The organism is Enterobacter cloacae complex sp. FDA-CDC-AR_0164, from assembly GCF_003071645.1.
GTDB lineage: Bacteria > Pseudomonadota > Gammaproteobacteria > Enterobacterales > Enterobacteriaceae > Enterobacter > Enterobacter ludwigii.
Genome location: NZ_CP028950.1, coordinates 2,329,299 through 2,346,639, shown reverse-complemented (window position 1 = coordinate 2,346,639; position 17,341 = coordinate 2,329,299). Strand labels below are relative to the sequence as shown.

Genomic DNA, 17,341 nt, shown 5'->3' with positions numbered 1-17,341 from the left:
CGCATGACCACGACCCGAGCACTTGATGTTGTGATTGTTGAGGATGAGCCGCACCTGGCGGAACTGCATCGCGAGTATATCGAGCAAAATTTCCATTTGCGCGTGGTGGGCATTGCCGCGTCGATTGAGCAGGCGTGTAACCTGATACGCCAGTATCAGCCGAGGCTGATACTGCTGGACAATTATCTCCCGGACGGTAAAGGCGTGGCGTTAATCGATAACCCGCTCCTGAAAAGCTATGAATGCTCGGTGATCTTTATCACCGCAGCCAGCGATATGCAGACCTGTAGCCATGCCATGCGCAGCGGCGCGTTTGACTACCTGATTAAGCCTGTTTTTTTCCAGCGACTGCACGCCTCGCTGGAGCGTTTTATGCGTTTCATCCACACCGTGCAGCAGGTGAAGGTTGTCGACCAGCATGCGCTGGATCGCCTGTTTAACCTCCCCGCCGCGGACACCTCGCAGACCCCGTCCACAAAGGGTATTGAGCCCCACACCCTGAACCGTATTAAGCGTTTATTTGCGGAACACCCCGAAAAAACAATGTCGGTGGAAGAGGTGGTGGAATACGTCGGGATCAGCAAAACCACGGGCCGCCGTTATCTGGAATACTGCGTGGAAAGTGGGTTAATCAGCATCGAAATGCTGTATGGCAATATCGGTCATCCCAGAAGGCTTTACCGCAAAGCGGCAGAGAAAACGTAATCCGCAACCGTTCGTTTGCTAAGCGTCGCGGATTTTATGGTGTTAATTGCTGAAACGACGCCGACAATCACACTTCGGAACCGCAACCCGCGCCCCCCTATTGTCGGCGCGGAGCCATGCGCTATGTTGACAATTAGTTCCTCAAGTGTAACTAAAAGGTTAACTATAATGTCGAACATTTTCCGAATTTCTCTGATTACCGCTACCGTACTGTGTTCTGCTTCCGCACTGTCTGCTTTGCCGCAGGGCTACCCTGCTGACTATCAAAAAATGGTCGATGCCGCGACCAAAGAGGGCAAAGTGGTGATCTACTCCACCACCGACACCAAAGCTGCCGGGCCGCTGATTGAGGGCTTCGAAAAAACCTATCCGGGCATCAAAGTTGAATATAACGACATGAACAGCACCGAGCTGTACAACCGTTTTATCAGCGAACAGGCCTCGGGTGGCGGAAGCGGCGATGTGGTCTGGAGCTCCTCCATGGACACCGGGCTGAAGCTCGCTACCGACTACGCCATGGAGTACAAATCACCGGAGCAAAGTCAGCTGCCGAAATGGGCGGTCTGGAAAGATAAAGCCTACGGCACCACCTATGAGCCCGTCGTGTTTATCTACAACAAACGGCTGATCCCGGCGGGCGACGTGCCTGATTCCCATGCGGCGCTGGCTAAGCTTATTGCCAGCCAGACGGATAAATTCAAGAGCAAAGTCACCACCTACGACATCGAAAAATCGGGTCTGGGCTTTATGCTCTCGGTGCAGGATCACAAGGCCGATCCTAACTACTTCAAAACCCTGGCCGATATCGCCAAAGGGGGCTTAGCCGTTCAGTCTTCAACCGGCACCATGATGGAGAGGGTGTCATCAGGGGAAAACCTGATCGGTTTTAATATCCTCGGATCCTATGCGGAAGCGCGCGCGAAGAACGATCCGTCGCTGGGGATCGCCTATCCAAAAGATTACACTCTGGTGTTATCACGCGTGTCGTTCATCAGCCAGCAGGCGCAAAACAGCAATGCCGCGAAACTGTGGCTGGACTACGTCCTGTCTGAAAAAGGACAAAGTATTCTGGCAAGCCAGGCGGATATCCCGTCCATTCGTAACGATATCGACGGCAAAAATGATATCGATGGCCTGACGAAAGTGCTCGGCAATGCGCTGAAACCTATTCCGGTTGATGAAAGCCTGCTGGAGTATCTGCAGCCGAAAAAACGCCTGGAGTACATCAAACAGTGGCGTACCGCCGCCGCCAAATAAGCGTCTGAGCGCGACGCGGGTCGTCGCGCTCCTGTTACCTGAGTTCGTTTTGCTGGACTGCAACACCAGGGATACCCCATGAATACATTACGCAGAAAGTGGCAAAGCCTGCCGCGCGGTATTGTCGTGTTGATAACCGCCCTGGTTATCTACACGCCGCTGTCGTTTATCGTGATACAGAGCTTCTTGTCCGCCCCGTTCTTTTCACCGGCAAAAGAGTGGAGCCTTGAATCATTTGGTTTTATCTTCACCGACCCTGATTTCTATAAGGCGCTGAAAAGCGGTTTTATTCTCGCTTTCGGGCTGGTCATCATCGCCATTCCGTTAGGGGGCGTGCTGGCCTTTCTGATGGTGCGTACCGACCTGCCCGGCCGCCGCCTGATTGAACCGCTGATCCTCGTGCCGGTTTTCGTGTCGCCAATGGTGCTGGGATTCGGCTACGTGGTGGCCGCCGGTCCGGTGGGCTTTTTATCCCTCTGGGCGCAGGCGCTGATTGGTTTCGTACCGTGGAATATCTACGACATGTCGAGCATCGTGGTCATTGCTGGCCTGACGCATGTTCCGCATGCCTATCTCTATATTTCGTCCGCGCTGCGAAGCGTCGGTTCCGATGTGGAAGAGGCCGCACGTACCGCGGGTGCGTCGCCCTTACAGGTGATGACCTCGGTCAGCCTGCCGATGGTGCGCCCGTCCATTTTGTACGCCATCGTTCTGCTGTTCTTCCTCGGTCTTGAAGTGTTTGGTCTGATGCTGGTCCTCGGCGATCCGGAAGGCAACATGGTGCTGGCAACCTACCTGTACCAGCTGACCAACAAGCTTGGTACCCCTTCCTACCACCTGATGGCGGCGGTTGCGGTGGTGCTGATCTGTATCACCATTCCGCTGGTCATGCTGCAGCGTCGCCTGATGCGCACCGCCAACCGTTTCGTGACCATGAAAGGCAAAGCATCCCAGGCCCGGGCCTTACCTCTGGGTAAATGGCGCTGGGTGGCGGGCGCGGTGGTCGCCTTCTGGCTTACCGTCACGATCGGCGTTCCCCTGCTCGGCGTGGTATTGCGCGCGTTTATCTCAAACTGGGGCGTGGGCGTTTCGCTGTGGGACGAGCTTTCCCTCAGTACTTTTCGCACGATATGGGCGCAGCCGAACCTGCTGCGCGCCATCGTCAACTCCATGTCCATTGGGGTCATTGGCGGCGCGCTGGCCGTGGCGTGCTACCTGTTTGTCGGTATCGCCATGCACCGCAAACCGGACAATACCACGCGTTTCCTGGATTACAGCGTCCTGGTGCCGCGCGCCGTGCCTGGCCTGCTCGCGGGTCTGGCTTTTCTCTGGGTGTTCCTGTTCCTGCCGATGTGGCTGGATAACTCGCTGAAATCGGGCTGGCTTTCCGGGTTCACCTGGAGCGACTGGATGCGTGAAAACCTGATTGTCTGGCTACGTTCGCTGCGCAGCACCATTTTCAGCGTCTGGCTGGCCTATACGGTGGTCTGGATGGCGTACGGGCTGAGACTCATCTCGTCCACCCTGCTGCAGGTCGCGCCGGAGCTTGAAGAGGCCGCCCGCAGTACGGGGGCTACGCGTGGCCAGATCACCCGCCATGTCACGATCCCGCTCTCCCGCTACGGCCTTATCGGTTCGTGGCTGCTGATGTTCCTGATTTTTGAACGCGAATATTCAACGGGTGTGTACCTGCTTTCACCCGGCACGGAAACCATCGGCTCGATGCTGGTATCCCTCTGGGCCGCGGGAGCCATTGATATTGTGGCGGCGCTCTCTTTTATTAACATCCTGCTGGTGGTGGTAGGTCTGGGCATTGCCCTTCGTTTCGGAGTCAAAATACATGATTGAATTAGCGGTTAACGATCTGCACCTGACCTACGGTGACAATCCTGTTTTAAAAGGGGTCTCCATGAACCTCAACCGCGGCGAAGTGGTCTCCCTGCTGGGGCCATCCGGCAGCGGGAAAACCACCCTGCTGCGTGCGGTGGCGGGCCTGGAAAAACCGACTCAGGGCTCGATTATCATTGGCAAAAACAAAGTCTATGACGGCACGCCGCGCAGTGAGATCCCGGCGGAAGAGCGTAACCTGGGCCTGGTGTTTCAGTCGTATGCGCTGTGGCCGCACAAAACCGTTTTTGAAAACGTGGCCTATCCGCTCAAGCTGCGCAAGGTTCCTGCCAAAGAGATCCAGCAGCGCGTACAGGACGTGCTGGACCAGCTCGGGCTGGGCCATCTGGGCAAACGCCACCCGCACCAGCTCTCCGGTGGACAACAGCAGCGCGTGGCAATTGGCCGGGCGCTGGTCTACAACCCGCCGGTCATTTTACTGGATGAACCGCTCTCTAACCTCGACGCTAAGCTGCGTGAAGAGGCTCGCGTATTCCTGCGTGAGCTGATTATCAAGCTGGGCTTATCCGCATTGATGGTAACGCACGACCAGAATGAGGCGATGTCGATTTCCGACCGTATCCTGCTGCTTAACAACGGTAAAATCGAGCAACAGGGCACACCGCAGGAGATGTACGGCTCGCCGAAAACGCTGTTTACCGCTGAGTTTATGGGCAGCAATAATCGCCTGCACGGCAAAGTAACGGAAGTACGTGACGGTAAAGCGCGTATCGAAGGCAAAGGCTGGGTGCTGTGGGGTCAGGCCGGTGAAGGGGTACGAAGCGGTGAAGACGCCACCGCGGTGATCCGCGTCGAGCGCGTGGCGGTGGTCGAGGGGCCGGGTGAAAACCAGCTGGCGCTCCCGTTACTGACCAGCATGTATCTCGGTGACCGCTGGGAATACCTGTTCCGCACGCCGGGGGATGATTTTGTCATTCGCGCCTATGGTCACGAGGCCCGGGACCCGCTGCACTGCCACCTTTCGCTGCCTGAAAAGCACGTGTGGATCTTCCCGAAAAACTAAATGTAAAAAGGCTGCGATAAGCAGCCTTTTTTATACCCGACATACTGCCTGCACACGGCAGTGAAAGCCTTACGTCATCAGCTTACCAGGCAAGACTGCCCGTGCTGAGTCAACGTCCATAAGGTTGTGACCGCCGGGATGAACGCGGACTGACCGGCGTTCAGCGTCATGGTGGCACCCTCGGGGTGGCTGAGCGTGGCACTTCCCTTCAGCACCAGCAGAATTTGCGCACGGTCTGTCCCGATGCTTTGCTGCTCGCAATGTTCAATAACGCTAAAGCGAAAATCCGTTACCGGGATCGGGTATTGCTGCATCCCCTCTTCCCGGTGCGGATGCATCCTGAGGCGGTCGGCTGGGGTTTCGTCAAACACCGTACAGCGCACTAATTCTGCCACGTTGATGTTCTTGGGGGTTAAGCCCGCACGCAGCACGTTGTCAGAACTGGCCATGACCTCTACCGCCGTACCGTTCACATAGGCATGTAGCGTACCGGCGCGCAGGAACATCGCCTCACCCGGCGCAAGCGTAATGCAGCGCAGATACAGCGGGGCCAGAGCCCCGATGTCCCCCGGGTAGTCTCGCAGTAGCCGTTCGATAAAGGGCGCTACCGGAGCAAACACCCCGCATGCAAGTCGCGCTTCAAGACACGTCAGCACGCCCTCTTTTTCCGTCGGCTCAAGCGCCATCAGACGCGTAAAAAAGGCCTTAAGCCCTTCAGCATGCAGGTTGTTGCGAAACAGCGACAGCGCGGACGTCAGGGCCGGGGCATCCAGGCGCAAAAAGTGATTAGCAATCTCCTGATACGGCCGGAAGCCGTTCATGGCCATAAAAGGCGTCAGGGCAAAAACCAGCTCGGGCTTATGGTTCGCATCGGTGTAATCCTCTCCGGGCAGGTTGCCCTGACGGGCGAACCCGTCTTCTGCCAGAAGCTTATTGGGATGTACCTGCAGCGACAGTGCGCGCTCCGCTGACAGCAACTTCAGCAGGTAAGGCAACTGCCCCGCAGTTTCTCCCGCGCAGGCGCCCAACATCTCTGCCGGCCTCTGTGAAATAAGGTCCTGTAAAGAGCGTAACCCTGTATCGGTTTCAATCTCCGAGCAGCCTGCGGGGTGGCTTCCCATCCAGACCTCGGCCTGGGGTTGATCGTCAGGGTTGAGCAGGCCAAAAAGATGATTAAGCGCTACGCGACTGCCCCAGGCGTAATTTTTGATGCCGTTACGCATCCGGTAAAAAGGCTGACTCATTGCGTATCCTTTTCACATTCGCCAGGGGTGAAGCCATTTTCAGCCGCCAGCTGCGCAAACCACAATGCGTTACGTTTGATTTGTCGCTCCCCGGTGGCTAAATCCAGACGCCAGAAGCCATATCGCCGCTTGAAGCTGTTGATCCAGGACCAGTTATCAATGAAGGTCCACTGATGAACACCAAAACAGTTGGCGCCGTCAGCGATACCACGATGCAGCTGAGCCAGATGCTCCTCCATCAGAGCGATACGGAAGGTGTCATCTATCACGCCATCAGCCTGCACCGGCCCTTCGGACTGCAGATCCATCGCGATGCCAATTTCCGCCAGATACCATTTAATATTGCCGTAGTTATCGCGAATATTGCAGGCAATGTCATAGATAGCTTCCGGATGGATCTCGTTATTGTCGCGATAAGGGTTAAACCGTCCCTGAGGATCAATGTAATTTTCGAAATAGACTTCCGGCGTGAAGTAATCGAGCGCGTAAACGCTTTCCCGCGCTTTCACCCTTCTCGGCACATAATAATTCACCCCCAGAAAATCAATTCTCGACTGCAGGATCGTCTCCACATCCTGCCGTGAAACCTCTGGTAAGCAGCCGTTTGCGGTTAAGATTTCGCACAGTTCTTTGGGGAATTCATGTTTAACCAGCGGGTCGAGGAAGCTGCGGTTAAACAGCAGGTCGGCATACCAGGCCGCTTTTTTATCGGCCTCGCTGTCGCTGCGGGTATAAGAAGGCGTGAGGTTGAGCACGACACCAATCTCACCCGGCAAGCCCATTTCACGGTAGACATTCACCGCCCTGGCGTGCGCCAGCATAATATTAAAGGCGACCTGAGCCGCCAGTTTGCCATCTTTTTTACACGGATAATGGAAGTCATATAAATAACCGCCTTCCACCGGTACGATCGGCTCATTAAAGGTTATCCAGTATTTCACCTTATGGCCAAACAGCTCGAACGCGGTGCGGGCGAAGCGGGCAAAAAGCTCGGTTACGTAGGATGACTCAAATCCGCCATATGCTTTTTGCAGCGCCTCGGGCATATCAAAATGGTAAAGATTGATGATGGGCTCGATGCCGTTGGCAATCATTTCATCGAAGTAATCGTTATAGAAGCGGACGGCGTCGCGGTTTGGCTGTCCGGTTTTGAAATCATCGATCAGACGCGACCACTGAATAGAGGTTCGAAACGAGTTAAACCCCGTTTGCTTCATCAGGGCTACGTCTTCTTTATATTTACTGTAGGTTTCACAAACGTGCTGCGGACCAATCTGCTGAAAAAAACGCTCCGGTTGTTCGGCAAACCAGCTGTCCCAGACAGAACGGTGCGGCTTATTGGCTATGCCTTCCGTCTGCGGACCTGATGCCGCTGCGCCCCAAAAAAAACCTTCCGGGAATTGATACCGGTTCATAACGCCTCCTGAATGAAAAAAAGGGCTGCCCCGAACAGGGCAGCCAAATAACTACTCTGCAGTGACTTCAATTGATTTGATGAACATATATCCCCAGTCGCCAGAGAACTTGCCAAAGCTAATGGTGTTGTCCCCTGCCCTGAGCGTGACCGGTACGATCATCGTCTGGCCTTTCTCATCCGTTTGCGGGAATTCAATGCTCACCGGCGTTCCGCCGTTCACAATGAATGAGTTTTTCTTACTCCCCCATTTGCCGTTAAATTTCACGTGCAGGGCAAACTTACCGTCCCAGGGGGCGTTAACCTGCCAGGTCACGCTGTCTCCGTCATTGGCAAAAGGACCAAGGAAACCGTCTTCACCAATCGCTAACGTATCTTTATCGCTCTTGGTGATGTTCAGTTTCCCCTTGCTGACGTCCAGCGTTCCGCCGCCAAAATGACAGTAGTCCGCCGGCACGGGTCCCGCCGCGGCCTTCACGCTAACGTTTACCGTCTTGCTGCTTTTCAGCAGTCCATCGTCAGCGGTAAAGGTCAACGCATAGTCACCGGGAGCCGAGAACCAGGCACGGGTTTCCGCTTTGGTGCTGTCACAAAAGTGGACGTTATCCTTGCCTTCGTGATGCCATGCCACGCTGACCTTCGGCTCCGGCAGATTGTCATCCTGCCAGGCCGCGGTGAGCTGAACGCCTTTATCCACGGTGGTAGAGAGCGCATCCTGCAGAGTGATGACCGGCGGCAGGTTTTTCTGCGTATGCTCAAGGCGAATCACGTTTGAAGGCGCAGACTGACCGCTTTCGTTCTTTGCGATCACCCGGTAGTAGTAAGTCTGGCCCAGCGTCAGGCTGCGATAGTCATCACGGAAGAGATCCATTTTTGCCGGATCCCACTCATTTTTGCCGTCAGAGATATCCTGACCAACGCGAGTCCACGGGCCGTGTGGCTGAGTCGCTCTCTCCACATCGTAATAACGCCCGACGGGGGATCCCATCCAGTTAATGGCAAACGGTGAGTTGCTCTCGCGCAGCTTAGGCGCTTCCGGGACCGGCAGAGCCGGCGCCTGGCTCAGCCCCGCCATTTGCGCCGAGGCGGTTCGCACCAGATTGACGACCTCCATCTCCTGGTTTGCTTTGCCCTCAACCGGGAAGCCAGGCAGATGGTAGCTGTAGTGCCCGGTAAACTCTTTGTGCCAGTAAAAACCACCATCATGACGATGACCACGGAAGCCCCAGATAAAGCCCCCCGCCGCCTGCGCGCCATTGACCTCGGTATGCACAATGGCCTGCATGATAGTGTTAAGGTCATTTTGATCGAGCAGACCAAATTCGCCAACCAGATAGACCTTTTTGCCGCCAATCGCCTCCAGATCTTTACGAACCTGCTCGGGGTGGTTGTTCTCGGCGTTGGTGTAATAGTGGTTACTGATGATGTCGACGTTCGGATCGTTGAGCGCGAAATCATTCACCTTTTTATAGGTACCATCGACGACAAGCTGATGAGGCGCCCACTTGCGGATCCAGGCCGACGTTTTCTGCAGGAAATCAGCGTTGGTGTTTTCCAGCTCATTACCCGTTTCCCAGGCCATGATCGCCTTTTCATCGTAGTAATGGCGTCCCGTAATGGTGTTGGTACGGGTAATCACCTGACGGATCACATCCTGATAAGCACGGTAGGTTTTACTGTCGGTTCGATAAAAATCTTCCGGCTTTTCATGATAAAACGCGGCCAGCTGTTCTCGTCCCCCCCACCACCACCAGTGGTCAATAAACGGCAGAATCAGGCGCAGCCCCTGCTTATCTGCCTCGGCAATCATGTTGTCATACACTTTCATGGCCGTTTCATTCAGCCGCGGCATGCCGTCCGGCGTTGCCGGTGCCAGAATATGTGTCTCACGTCCGCAGGCAGCATCATTTTCCTGCTGCACGGAAAGCACATATACGCGCTGTGCTTTAGCACCGGTTTGCACCAGCGCTTTGATCCAGTTCTCCTGCTCTTCAGCAGTCGGCCATCTAAAGTATTGCCCCCAGCCGCGCGGATCGGCCTTACAGGTTCCGCGCGCGTCATCTTCTATACGATGCAGCTCCGGGGCGTGGATCCCGGCGAAGCGAAAGACGCGATCGCCATCTTTTAACGCTGCGCCATCGCGAGTAATAAAGTGTTCAAAATGGGATTGCTCGGCCGCCAGAGCCCCCGCGCTTCCCAGCGCGGAGAGTAAGGAGACGAGAAGCAGTTTTCGAATCGGGAAAGCCATCTCTTTTCTCCTCAGAACCAGACTTCAGCCTGCACACCAAAATTCAGCGTATCGGTATCGCCGCTACGTGAATATCCCCCCGGACTCAGGGTGCCAGTGCTCCAGTCGTAATTTCTGTCCATCGCATCCGAGACGCCTTTATCCCATTTTGCGTAGGTGGCAAAGAAGCGCAGTTGCGGACGGCTCCAGAAACCTGAATCAAAGGTCAGGGTCGGCGCAATGGTCACCTTGGTCAGGCCACCTTTCCCTTTACCGTTTACGCCCATGTAGTTTTTATCATCCAGATATTCGTAGCCCACCTCATATTGCATGGCGAAGTTTTTGGTTATCTGATGATACGGACGGATACCCGCTACCCACATGGACCGTCCCCAGCCGTCATCGTCGTTGGTCCACCAGCGGTAGTTTTTGTCTTTCTGATAAAACGCAAAGGTCGATACTTCCACGTCACCCAGGTTGGCCATGCTGTCCAGCACGACGCGCCAGGATTGCGTATCCTCAAGGTTTGCCCAGCCCCAGCCGTTTTTACCCAGCGAATCCGCGGCGGCCAGGCCTTTGCCATACTGGAAAGCGATGCGGGAGTATCCGTTGGTCAGGCCGTAGAAGCTGTCAAAGTTGTACAGCGCGGTCACGCCGTACCCCTTCTCAGCCGAGGTAGGATGGTTTTCATTGCGGTTCATGTGGTGGCCGATAAGTTCGACATCGAGCCCGGTGCCGCCAATCTTTTTAAACCACAGGTTAAGCGAATAGTCGTCCGGATAGCCCTGATCCCCCAGATCTACCGGATAAGCTTTGGCTTCGTCGGTGGTCGAGAAGGCATACACACCCGCATCAAAGCGCGCAAAGCCTAAGTCCAGGTTATCGAACCCGCCCCCGGTTCCGTTGTACTGAATGTACTCCCAGTCGAACTGGTGGCTGGAAAGGTTGGAGCTGCTGTAGCGTTTACCGGCCCAGAAGGTCATGTCCGGGGCAAAATCGAGATTCGTTAATTCAGCAAACCCTTCGCGGAACTGGGTCTCTTTGCCGTCATCGTCAGTACAGTTCCAGTCGGCGGTACATTTGGTCTGGTGCGTCAGGTTGGCCTGAATACGTGCGACTGCGCCTGAATCCGACTTCAGCGTCACCGTCGGGATCAGCTCAATTTTGGTATCTTCTTCGTTACCCAGACGCCATTTCCCGTCAGGCATCAGCCCCACCGAATCGACCCGGTTGCCATCGCTATTGGCAAGAATACCCGAGCGTAAATAGCCGTGGAGGGCGAAATCATATTTCTCATCGGCGCTGGCATAACCGCTGATGACAGTAAGAGCAATCAAGGACAGAGGTATTGATTTCATTAACGTTTGCATAGGTTCCCTTTGAATTTTTATTTTCACGGTTAAACGTGCAGGGGAAATGTAAGGATCAAATCTGGAAATGTACATCCACAAACGGAAAGCGCTTTCCATGTTTGCCGGATTGAATCACAAATTTAAGATCAAAGAGAAAATTTTTGTGAAGAATGTCACGAAATAATCTTCTGCCCATCAGGAACGGGCAGAAGCAGGGAGGCGGGGATTATTTTTCCAGCTGCATCAACTGGCGTTCATGAACCTTAAAGAAGGGGCGATAGAGCATCCATGCATTGAAAAAGGCGAACAGGCACATGCACATATTTTTCCAGCTGCCGTTCGCCGACCAGGCTGCGCCCAGCGGTGAAGGCATAGACCAGGGCAGCATGGCGACGGCTCTGTCGAGCACGCCAAGCTGGGTTAAATACCAGGCTATACAGGCATTTATCAGCGGTACAAACACAAAGGGCAGTAAAAAAACCGGGTTCATGATGACGGGGAAACCAAACAATATCGGCTCGTTAATGTTGAACAGCGACGGCAGAAGGCCAATTTTCCCGACGCTCTTCAACTGCCGGGATCGGCTTCGCATCGCCATAAAGACCAGCGGCAGCGTAGAGCCGATACCGCCAATCAGCAGATAAAAATCCCAGAATCCCTGCAGATAAATATGGGGCAGCACGGCTTCCCCGGCGGCCAGGGCACGCTGGTTTTCAAACAGATAGGTGAGCCAGAACGGGTTCATGATGCCCGTAATGATCAGGGCGCCATGAATACCGACGAACCATAAAAGATTACACAGAAACAAGGAGATAAGCACCGCCGTAAGGGTATCGGATGCCACGATAAGCGGGCGTAACGCCTCGCCAATCAGCTGTGGCAAAATTTGTCCGGTCGTCTGCAGCATCACGGCATTCATTACGCTAATGGAGAGCATGATCACCAGCAGCGGCATCAGCAGCTGGAAACCATTTCGCGTCATCACCGGTACCTCCTCCGGCAGACGAATGCACCACCCTCTCTTGTAGAAAAACCTTATTATTTCAATAGAGTAAGCGCTTGAAATGAGCGCAGTAAAAAGCCCCATCCCGCCCAGAAAAATATTCGTTGCACCGTTATCCCGAAAGCCAATGAACAGCAAAAAGGAGAGGCAGCCGGTGAGTCCACACAGCCGTTCCGGGAGTTGATACTGCTTGGCCAGACTGGCGCTGGCACCGAACGCGACAATCAGCGCCACCAGTCCGAGCGTCAGCTCAAAGGTTGGCAACAGCATCGGACGCAGCAGCAGATAGACGTGTCCGAGGCGCGATGCACTTGAAATGGCGAACGGTGGAAACAGCAGCGGCACCATCAGGCTTCCCACAATCACAAAAGGCATGGCGAGGGAAAAGCCGTCCCGCATCGCGGTAATATGTTGATTTCTGGTGATTATATTGGCTGCTGGTGTGAGACGTTGCTCAATCAAATCCACAGCAACATTCATCAAATGAATGTTCATAAGTCGACCTTAATAGTTCGTGAATAGCCGCGATGATCTCGCACATCCGGACAAAGTGAAAGATTCCCTCAGGTGATCGCGGTCACAATTACCTTATCCACCAATGGAAAGCGCTTTCCGTTTTGTTCCATGATGACTATATTCCAGCCGTAAGTTCAAAGGAGACGTTATGAAAAAAATCATGTTGTGTTGTTCTGCCGGGATGTCCACCAGCCTGCTGGTGAAAAAAATGGTCGACGAAGCGCAAAAGCGTGGCCTGGAAGCGGAGATCAAAGCGTTTGGCGTGGCCGAATTCGCCGAGCAGGTCGGTCACTATCAGGTGGTGCTGCTTGGACCGCAGGTGAAGTACATGCAAAGCGATCTTCAGAAACAAGCTGATAAATACGGGATCCGTGTTGAGCCTATCAACATGATGGATTACGGCATGCAAAAAGGGGGCGCCGTTCTCGATTTCGCCCTCTCCCTGATAGATAACAAATAACGAAGGGAAAACCCATGAGCTCTCTGTACGCGAAACTTATCCAGGTCATTGAACAGAAAATTACCCCGATGGCAGGCGCCGTCGGGCAGCAGAAGTATGTGACCTCGATTCGTGACGGCTTTATCACTGCCCTGCCGTTCATGATCGTCGGTTCCTTTATGCTGGTGTTTATTTTCCCGCCCTTCTCACCCGACACGTCCTGGGGTTTCGCCCGGGCATGGCTGCAATTCTCGTTGGATCACCGTGAAGCCCTGATGCTGCCGTTCAACTTCAGCATGGGGATCATGACGATCTTCATTTCAGTCGGGATCGCCGCGAGCCTGGCCAAACATCACGATCTGGATGCCCTTACCGCTGGCATGCTGTCGCTGATGGCATTTCTGCTGGTGGCTGCGCCGTTAAAAGACGGACAGATTTCTACCGCCTATTTCTCCGGGCAAGGGATCTTCACGGCCATTCTGGTGGCTATCTACTCTACCGAGCTGTATGCCTTCCTGAAGCGTCACAATATTACCATCCGCCTACCGCCAGAAGTGCCTACGGGCGTTGCGCGTTCGTTCGAAATTCTGATCCCGGTGCTGGCAATTGTTGTCACTCTGCACCCGCTCAACCTCTTCATTGAGGCCCAGCTCGGCATGATTATTCCGGAAGCGATTATGTCGCTGGTGAAACCGCTGGTTGCCGCCTCCGATACGCTGCCTGCCATTCTGCTCTCGGTGCTGGTGTGCCAGGTTCTGTGGTTTGCGGGCATCCACGGCGCACTGATTGTCACCGGAATTATGAACCCGTTCTGGATGGCGAACTTGTCGGTTAACCAGGCAGCAATGGCTGCCGGTCAGGCGATCCCGCACATTTACGTTCAGGGATTCTGGGATCACTACCTGCTGATTGGCGGGGTCGGCTCTACGCTGCCGCTGGCGTTACTGCTGCTGCGCAGCAAAGCGGTGCATCTGCGTACCATTGGGCGTATGGGTGTGGTGCCGGGGATGTTTAATATCAACGAACCAATTTTATTCGGTGCCCCTATCATCATGAATCCGCTCTTTTTCCTGCCGTTCGTGCTGGTTCCGATGGTCAACGCCACCCTCGCCTACTTTGCCCTTGATTTCGACCTGGTCAGTCGCGTGGTCTCGATGACACCGTGGACAACGCCTGCCCCTATCGGCGCATCCTGGGCGGCCAACTGGAGCTTTAGCCCGGTGATCCTCTGCCTGCTGTGCATGGTTACCTCAGCGGCCATGTACTTCCCGTTCCTCAAAGCGTACGAGAAGCAGCTGCTGGAACAAGAGCATGAAAATGCGGTTGAACAATCTGAAGAAGCGGCACAGTCCGCCTGATAGTGAAAACACAGAGGTTACTGATGGAATTAGAAGAACAGGTCATGGGCATTATTATCAATGCCGGTCAGTCACGCAGTCTCTGCTACGAAGCGCTTGGCTTCGCAAAAAAAGGTGACTTTGCCTCAGCCGACGCGCGAATGAAAGAGGCGGCGCACTTCGCCCGTGAAGCGCATCTGGTACAAACCCAACTGATCGAAGCTGACGAAGGGGAAGGCAAAACCAAAATGACGCTGGTGATGGTGCACGCTCAGGATCATTTGATGACCTCGATTCTGGCGAAAGAACTGGTGACGGAGCTGATCGAGCTGTACCGCACTCGTCAGGCATAACCATTCAGGAGAGGCGCTGGCCTCTCCTTTTCGAGGAACGTATGCACTATCTTGGACTCGATATTGGCGGCACAAAAATGGAAGCCGTCCTGCTTTCGCCTCAGGGCGAATGCCTTTGGCGTGAGCGTCGTCCGACGCAAAAAGAGAGTTATGACGCCTTTATGCACCATCTGCTGGCGTTTATCGGTGAAGCGCGCGCGGTAAGTGAAGTGCCATTCAGTATCGGTATTGGCCTGCCGGGGGCCATCGACCTACAAAGCGGGCTGATTAAAAACTGCAACTGCCTGGTGCTCAACGGTCACGACCTGAAGCATGATTTAGCAAAGCAGCTCAATCAGCCCGTGTGGATAGCCAATGACGCAGATTGCTTCACGCTGTCTGAAGCGGTTGATGGCGCAGGCGCGAAAGCAGATACCGTCTTTGGCGTAATTGTCGGTACCGGATGCGGCGGTGGCGTGGCGGTACATAAGCGTCTGCTTCAGGGGCCAAACGCCATCGCTGGCGAATGGGGACATAACCCGTTGCCTGGCTATGCCCCCGAGACGGATGGTCCGGCGCAGTCCTGCTATTGCGGGAAACATAACTGTATCGAAACCTTTATCTCTGGCACCGGCTTTGCCCGCCGTTATCCCAGCGAACTGAGCGCGCAGGCCATCATTGAAGCGGCGGCCCAGGGAGACCTGACCGCGCGGGCCCACTGGCGACACTTTATCGACGCTTTTGCCCGCAGTCTGGCCTCGGTGATCAATATTCTTGATCCGCAGGTTATTGTGTTGGGCGGTGGGTTATCAAATGTCAGCCAGCTGTACGACGAACTTCCGGCCGCCATCAGGCCCTACATCTTCTCGGAAAGCTGCCGTACCCGTATCGTCCCGGCCCGTTACGGCGACGCCAGTGGCGTGCGTGGCGCGGCGTGGCTACCGGGTTTGCACGCCGCGCAGACGTGAAACCGCCTGTGGGGGGCGCTAAGATTCTTAAGGTGGGTTATGTTAAGATAACCAAAACCCACCACGCAGAAAATGCTATGCCAACGATTGACGATGTATCACGATTAGCCAATGTCTCACGAGCAACCGTCTCACGCGTGTTGACGGGGACGCGCGGCGTGCGCGAAGAGAGCCGTGAAGCCGTGCTGCGCGCCGTAGAAGAGCTTAATTATCGCCCAAGCTTTGCCGCGCAAAACCTGGCAAGTCAGTCATCAAGCTACGTTGGTCTGGTTCTCTCTGCGAAGGATGAAAGCAGCGGAGCACGTTTGCTGCCTGCGCTCTCCCGCGCCATGAAAGCGTTGAATAAAACGCTCATCGTAGAGTACGTAAACGACCCTGTTGAGCAGGCTGTCACCGTTGATGATCTTCAGCGCCAGTGCGTTGCTGTCGTAGTCTTTGGGCCGGTTGCGGCCGGTAGCGCAGAGAATGTTATCTCCTTCGATCGTCCCGTGGTGGATGCGAAACCTCAGGGATATGACTTTGCCTTTGCGACGGAAAGCGCCTGTCGTTACATGACGGGTAAGGGCCATCGCAATATCGCACTGGTGATTGACAGCGAACACGATGACAACAGTAAAAAGATGGTGGAAGGCTATCGCAACGTCCTGCAAAACTACTCTTTGCCGTTTAATCGCCAGCTGGTGTTAACGGCGAATGAAGATGTTGAACAGGCGCTGCTGACGCTTATCAACAGCCTGAGCAAGTTTTCCGCCATTGTGGTTAAACGTGATGCCTATGCCGCTGAAGCGATGCGTCTGTTCCGGGAATTTGGCATTTCCGTTCCGCAGGAAGTATCACTGCTGAGTCTGGAAGATTCGCCTCTGGCAACCCAGCTCTATCCACAGCTGACCTGTATCTCGTGGCCAATGGATCAGTTGCTCACTCAGTGCGTTGAGCGCATTAAAAGCCTGGTGGATGGCCGACCTGTTCGCACGTCAGAGCTCTCCCCCGTGATTGGTAAACTCACACCTCGCCAGTCGGTGATGGAAAAAAGCTAGCGGGTACGCAGCGATTGCCGGCTTAAGGGTGTGATAACACAATAGACGTTATCCCTGTTCTGGAGCGAGATGATGAAAACCTTTCTGTTCATAAGTGCCCTCACCCTTTTCTCGGCGCTCTCCTGCTATGCCATCGCCCAGGAAACGTCCCTGCCGCTGAAAGAGCAAATTCATACCGATGAAGGTACGTTATGCGTGTATGGCGATGCTTCGCGCAGTGAAAAAGTTGTGATGCAGGGCGGCAACGATTGCCCACAGAGTAAAGCGGCAAAACAGTCCTGATTGCAGATAGGATGCTGTTTTTTTGGGGGGCGGCGGAGCAAAATACCGTTCCTATTTCACTTTCTAAGTCATTTGACCGGCAAACATTTACATCTTCATTAATGAACCGGTCTTTTGCTCTTAACGTGAATATTTCCCCCACTATACCGATCGCAGCTATACGGAAAAGGTACCAGTAATAATTAGCACCGGCATGAGGCTTGCATTTACGAAGGGAAATGTCCTTACAGTAGATATCAAGCGAGACTAATCGGATATTGATGTAGTAGAATTGGCTAACTCCCGATTAGCGCTGAAGATGGGGATGAAGGCAAAGT

At 54.5% G+C, this 17,341-nt stretch carries 15 protein-coding genes; 10 read left to right on the top strand and 5 right to left on the bottom strand.

Annotation, left to right across the window (positions count from 1 at the left end):
* The first annotated feature begins 3 nt into the window (after window positions 1-3).
* From AM410_RS11605 to AM410_RS11590, 4 genes are all read left to right on the top strand, one after another.
* Window positions 4-705, top strand: coding sequence for a response regulator (locus tag AM410_RS11605; protein WP_073396451.1), 702 nt, complete (start codon window positions 4-6; stop codon window positions 703-705).
* Window positions 706-873: 168 nt separating this feature from the next.
* On the top strand, window positions 874-1,962 hold the full coding sequence (locus AM410_RS11600; RefSeq protein ID WP_020883753.1) for an ABC transporter substrate-binding protein: 1,089 nt from the start codon (window positions 874-876) through the stop codon (window positions 1,960-1,962).
* Window positions 1,963-2,040: 78 nt separating this feature from the next.
* Window positions 2,041-3,810 (top strand): ABC transporter permease, encoded by a 1,770-nt coding sequence (locus AM410_RS11595; protein WP_073396450.1) that lies wholly within the window; start codon window positions 2,041-2,043, stop codon window positions 3,808-3,810.
* Entirely contained in the window at window positions 3,803-4,873 is a 1,071-nt protein-coding gene (locus AM410_RS11590; RefSeq protein WP_020883751.1) for an ABC transporter ATP-binding protein, read from the top strand. The genes AM410_RS11595 and AM410_RS11590 overlap by 8 nt, the downstream gene beginning before the upstream one ends.
* Window positions 4,874-4,950: 77 nt before the next feature.
* On the opposite strand, the gene manA is transcribed toward AM410_RS11590, so the two are convergent.
* The 5 genes from manA to AM410_RS11565 all read right to left on the bottom strand — a co-directional run bounded on the left by manA (window position 4,951) and on the right by AM410_RS11565 (window position 12,608).
* Window positions 4,951-6,117: a mannose-6-phosphate isomerase, class I gene (gene manA, locus AM410_RS11585; RefSeq protein ID WP_073396449.1), complete on the bottom strand. Its 1,167-nt coding sequence runs from the start codon at window positions 6,115-6,117 to the stop codon at window positions 4,951-4,953.
* Complete coding sequence (locus AM410_RS11580) at window positions 6,114-7,532, bottom strand: glycoside hydrolase family 1 protein (protein ID WP_032678911.1); 1,419 nt, start codon at window positions 7,530-7,532, stop codon at window positions 6,114-6,116. Before AM410_RS11580 ends, manA begins: the two co-directional genes overlap by 4 nt.
* Window positions 7,533-7,583: 51 nt before the next feature.
* Window positions 7,584-9,779 (bottom strand): CBM35 domain-containing protein, encoded by a 2,196-nt coding sequence (locus AM410_RS11575; protein ID WP_108647846.1) that lies wholly within the window; start codon window positions 9,777-9,779, stop codon window positions 7,584-7,586.
* Between the two features lie 11 nt (window positions 9,780-9,790).
* Window positions 9,791-11,128, bottom strand: a complete 1,338-nt coding sequence (locus AM410_RS11570; protein WP_025203318.1) for a maltoporin — start codon at window positions 11,126-11,128, stop codon at window positions 9,791-9,793.
* Window positions 11,129-11,336: 208 nt separating this feature from the next.
* Window positions 11,337-12,608 (bottom strand): PTS sugar transporter subunit IIC, encoded by a 1,272-nt coding sequence (locus AM410_RS11565; protein WP_020883745.1) that lies wholly within the window; start codon window positions 12,606-12,608, stop codon window positions 11,337-11,339.
* A 169-nt stretch (window positions 12,609-12,777) separates the two neighbouring features.
* Here AM410_RS11565 and AM410_RS11560 point away from each other — a divergent pair, with 169 nt between their 5' ends.
* The 6 genes from AM410_RS11560 (at window position 12,778) to AM410_RS11535 (ending at window position 17,024) form a co-directional block, all read left to right on the top strand.
* Entirely contained in the window at window positions 12,778-13,089 is a 312-nt protein-coding gene (locus tag AM410_RS11560; protein ID WP_014171497.1) for a PTS sugar transporter subunit IIB, read from the top strand.
* Window positions 13,090-13,103: 14 nt separating this feature from the next.
* Window positions 13,104-14,426, top strand: a complete 1,323-nt coding sequence (locus tag AM410_RS11555; RefSeq protein ID WP_014171498.1) for a PTS sugar transporter subunit IIC — start codon at window positions 13,104-13,106, stop codon at window positions 14,424-14,426.
* A 2-nt stretch (window positions 14,427-14,428) separates the two neighbouring features.
* Window positions 14,429-14,758 (top strand): PTS lactose/cellobiose transporter subunit IIA, encoded by a 330-nt coding sequence (locus AM410_RS11550; protein ID WP_014171499.1) that lies wholly within the window; start codon window positions 14,429-14,431, stop codon window positions 14,756-14,758.
* Between the two features lie 41 nt (window positions 14,759-14,799).
* The gene (locus tag AM410_RS11545) at window positions 14,800-15,705 is read left to right on the top strand and encodes an ROK family protein (RefSeq protein ID WP_108647844.1); all 906 of its coding nucleotides are present in this window, start codon (window positions 14,800-14,802) and stop codon (window positions 15,703-15,705) included.
* 77 nt (window positions 15,706-15,782) lie between these two features.
* Window positions 15,783-16,742 carry a LacI family DNA-binding transcriptional regulator gene (locus AM410_RS11540; protein ID WP_025203317.1) on the top strand — a complete coding sequence of 320 codons (960 nt, stop codon included), beginning with the start codon at window positions 15,783-15,785 and terminating at the stop codon, window positions 16,740-16,742.
* Between the two features lie 69 nt (window positions 16,743-16,811).
* The gene (locus tag AM410_RS11535) at window positions 16,812-17,024 is read left to right on the top strand and encodes a hypothetical protein (protein ID WP_108647842.1); all 213 of its coding nucleotides are present in this window, start codon (window positions 16,812-16,814) and stop codon (window positions 17,022-17,024) included.
* The last annotated feature ends 317 nt before the right edge of the window (window positions 17,025-17,341 follow it).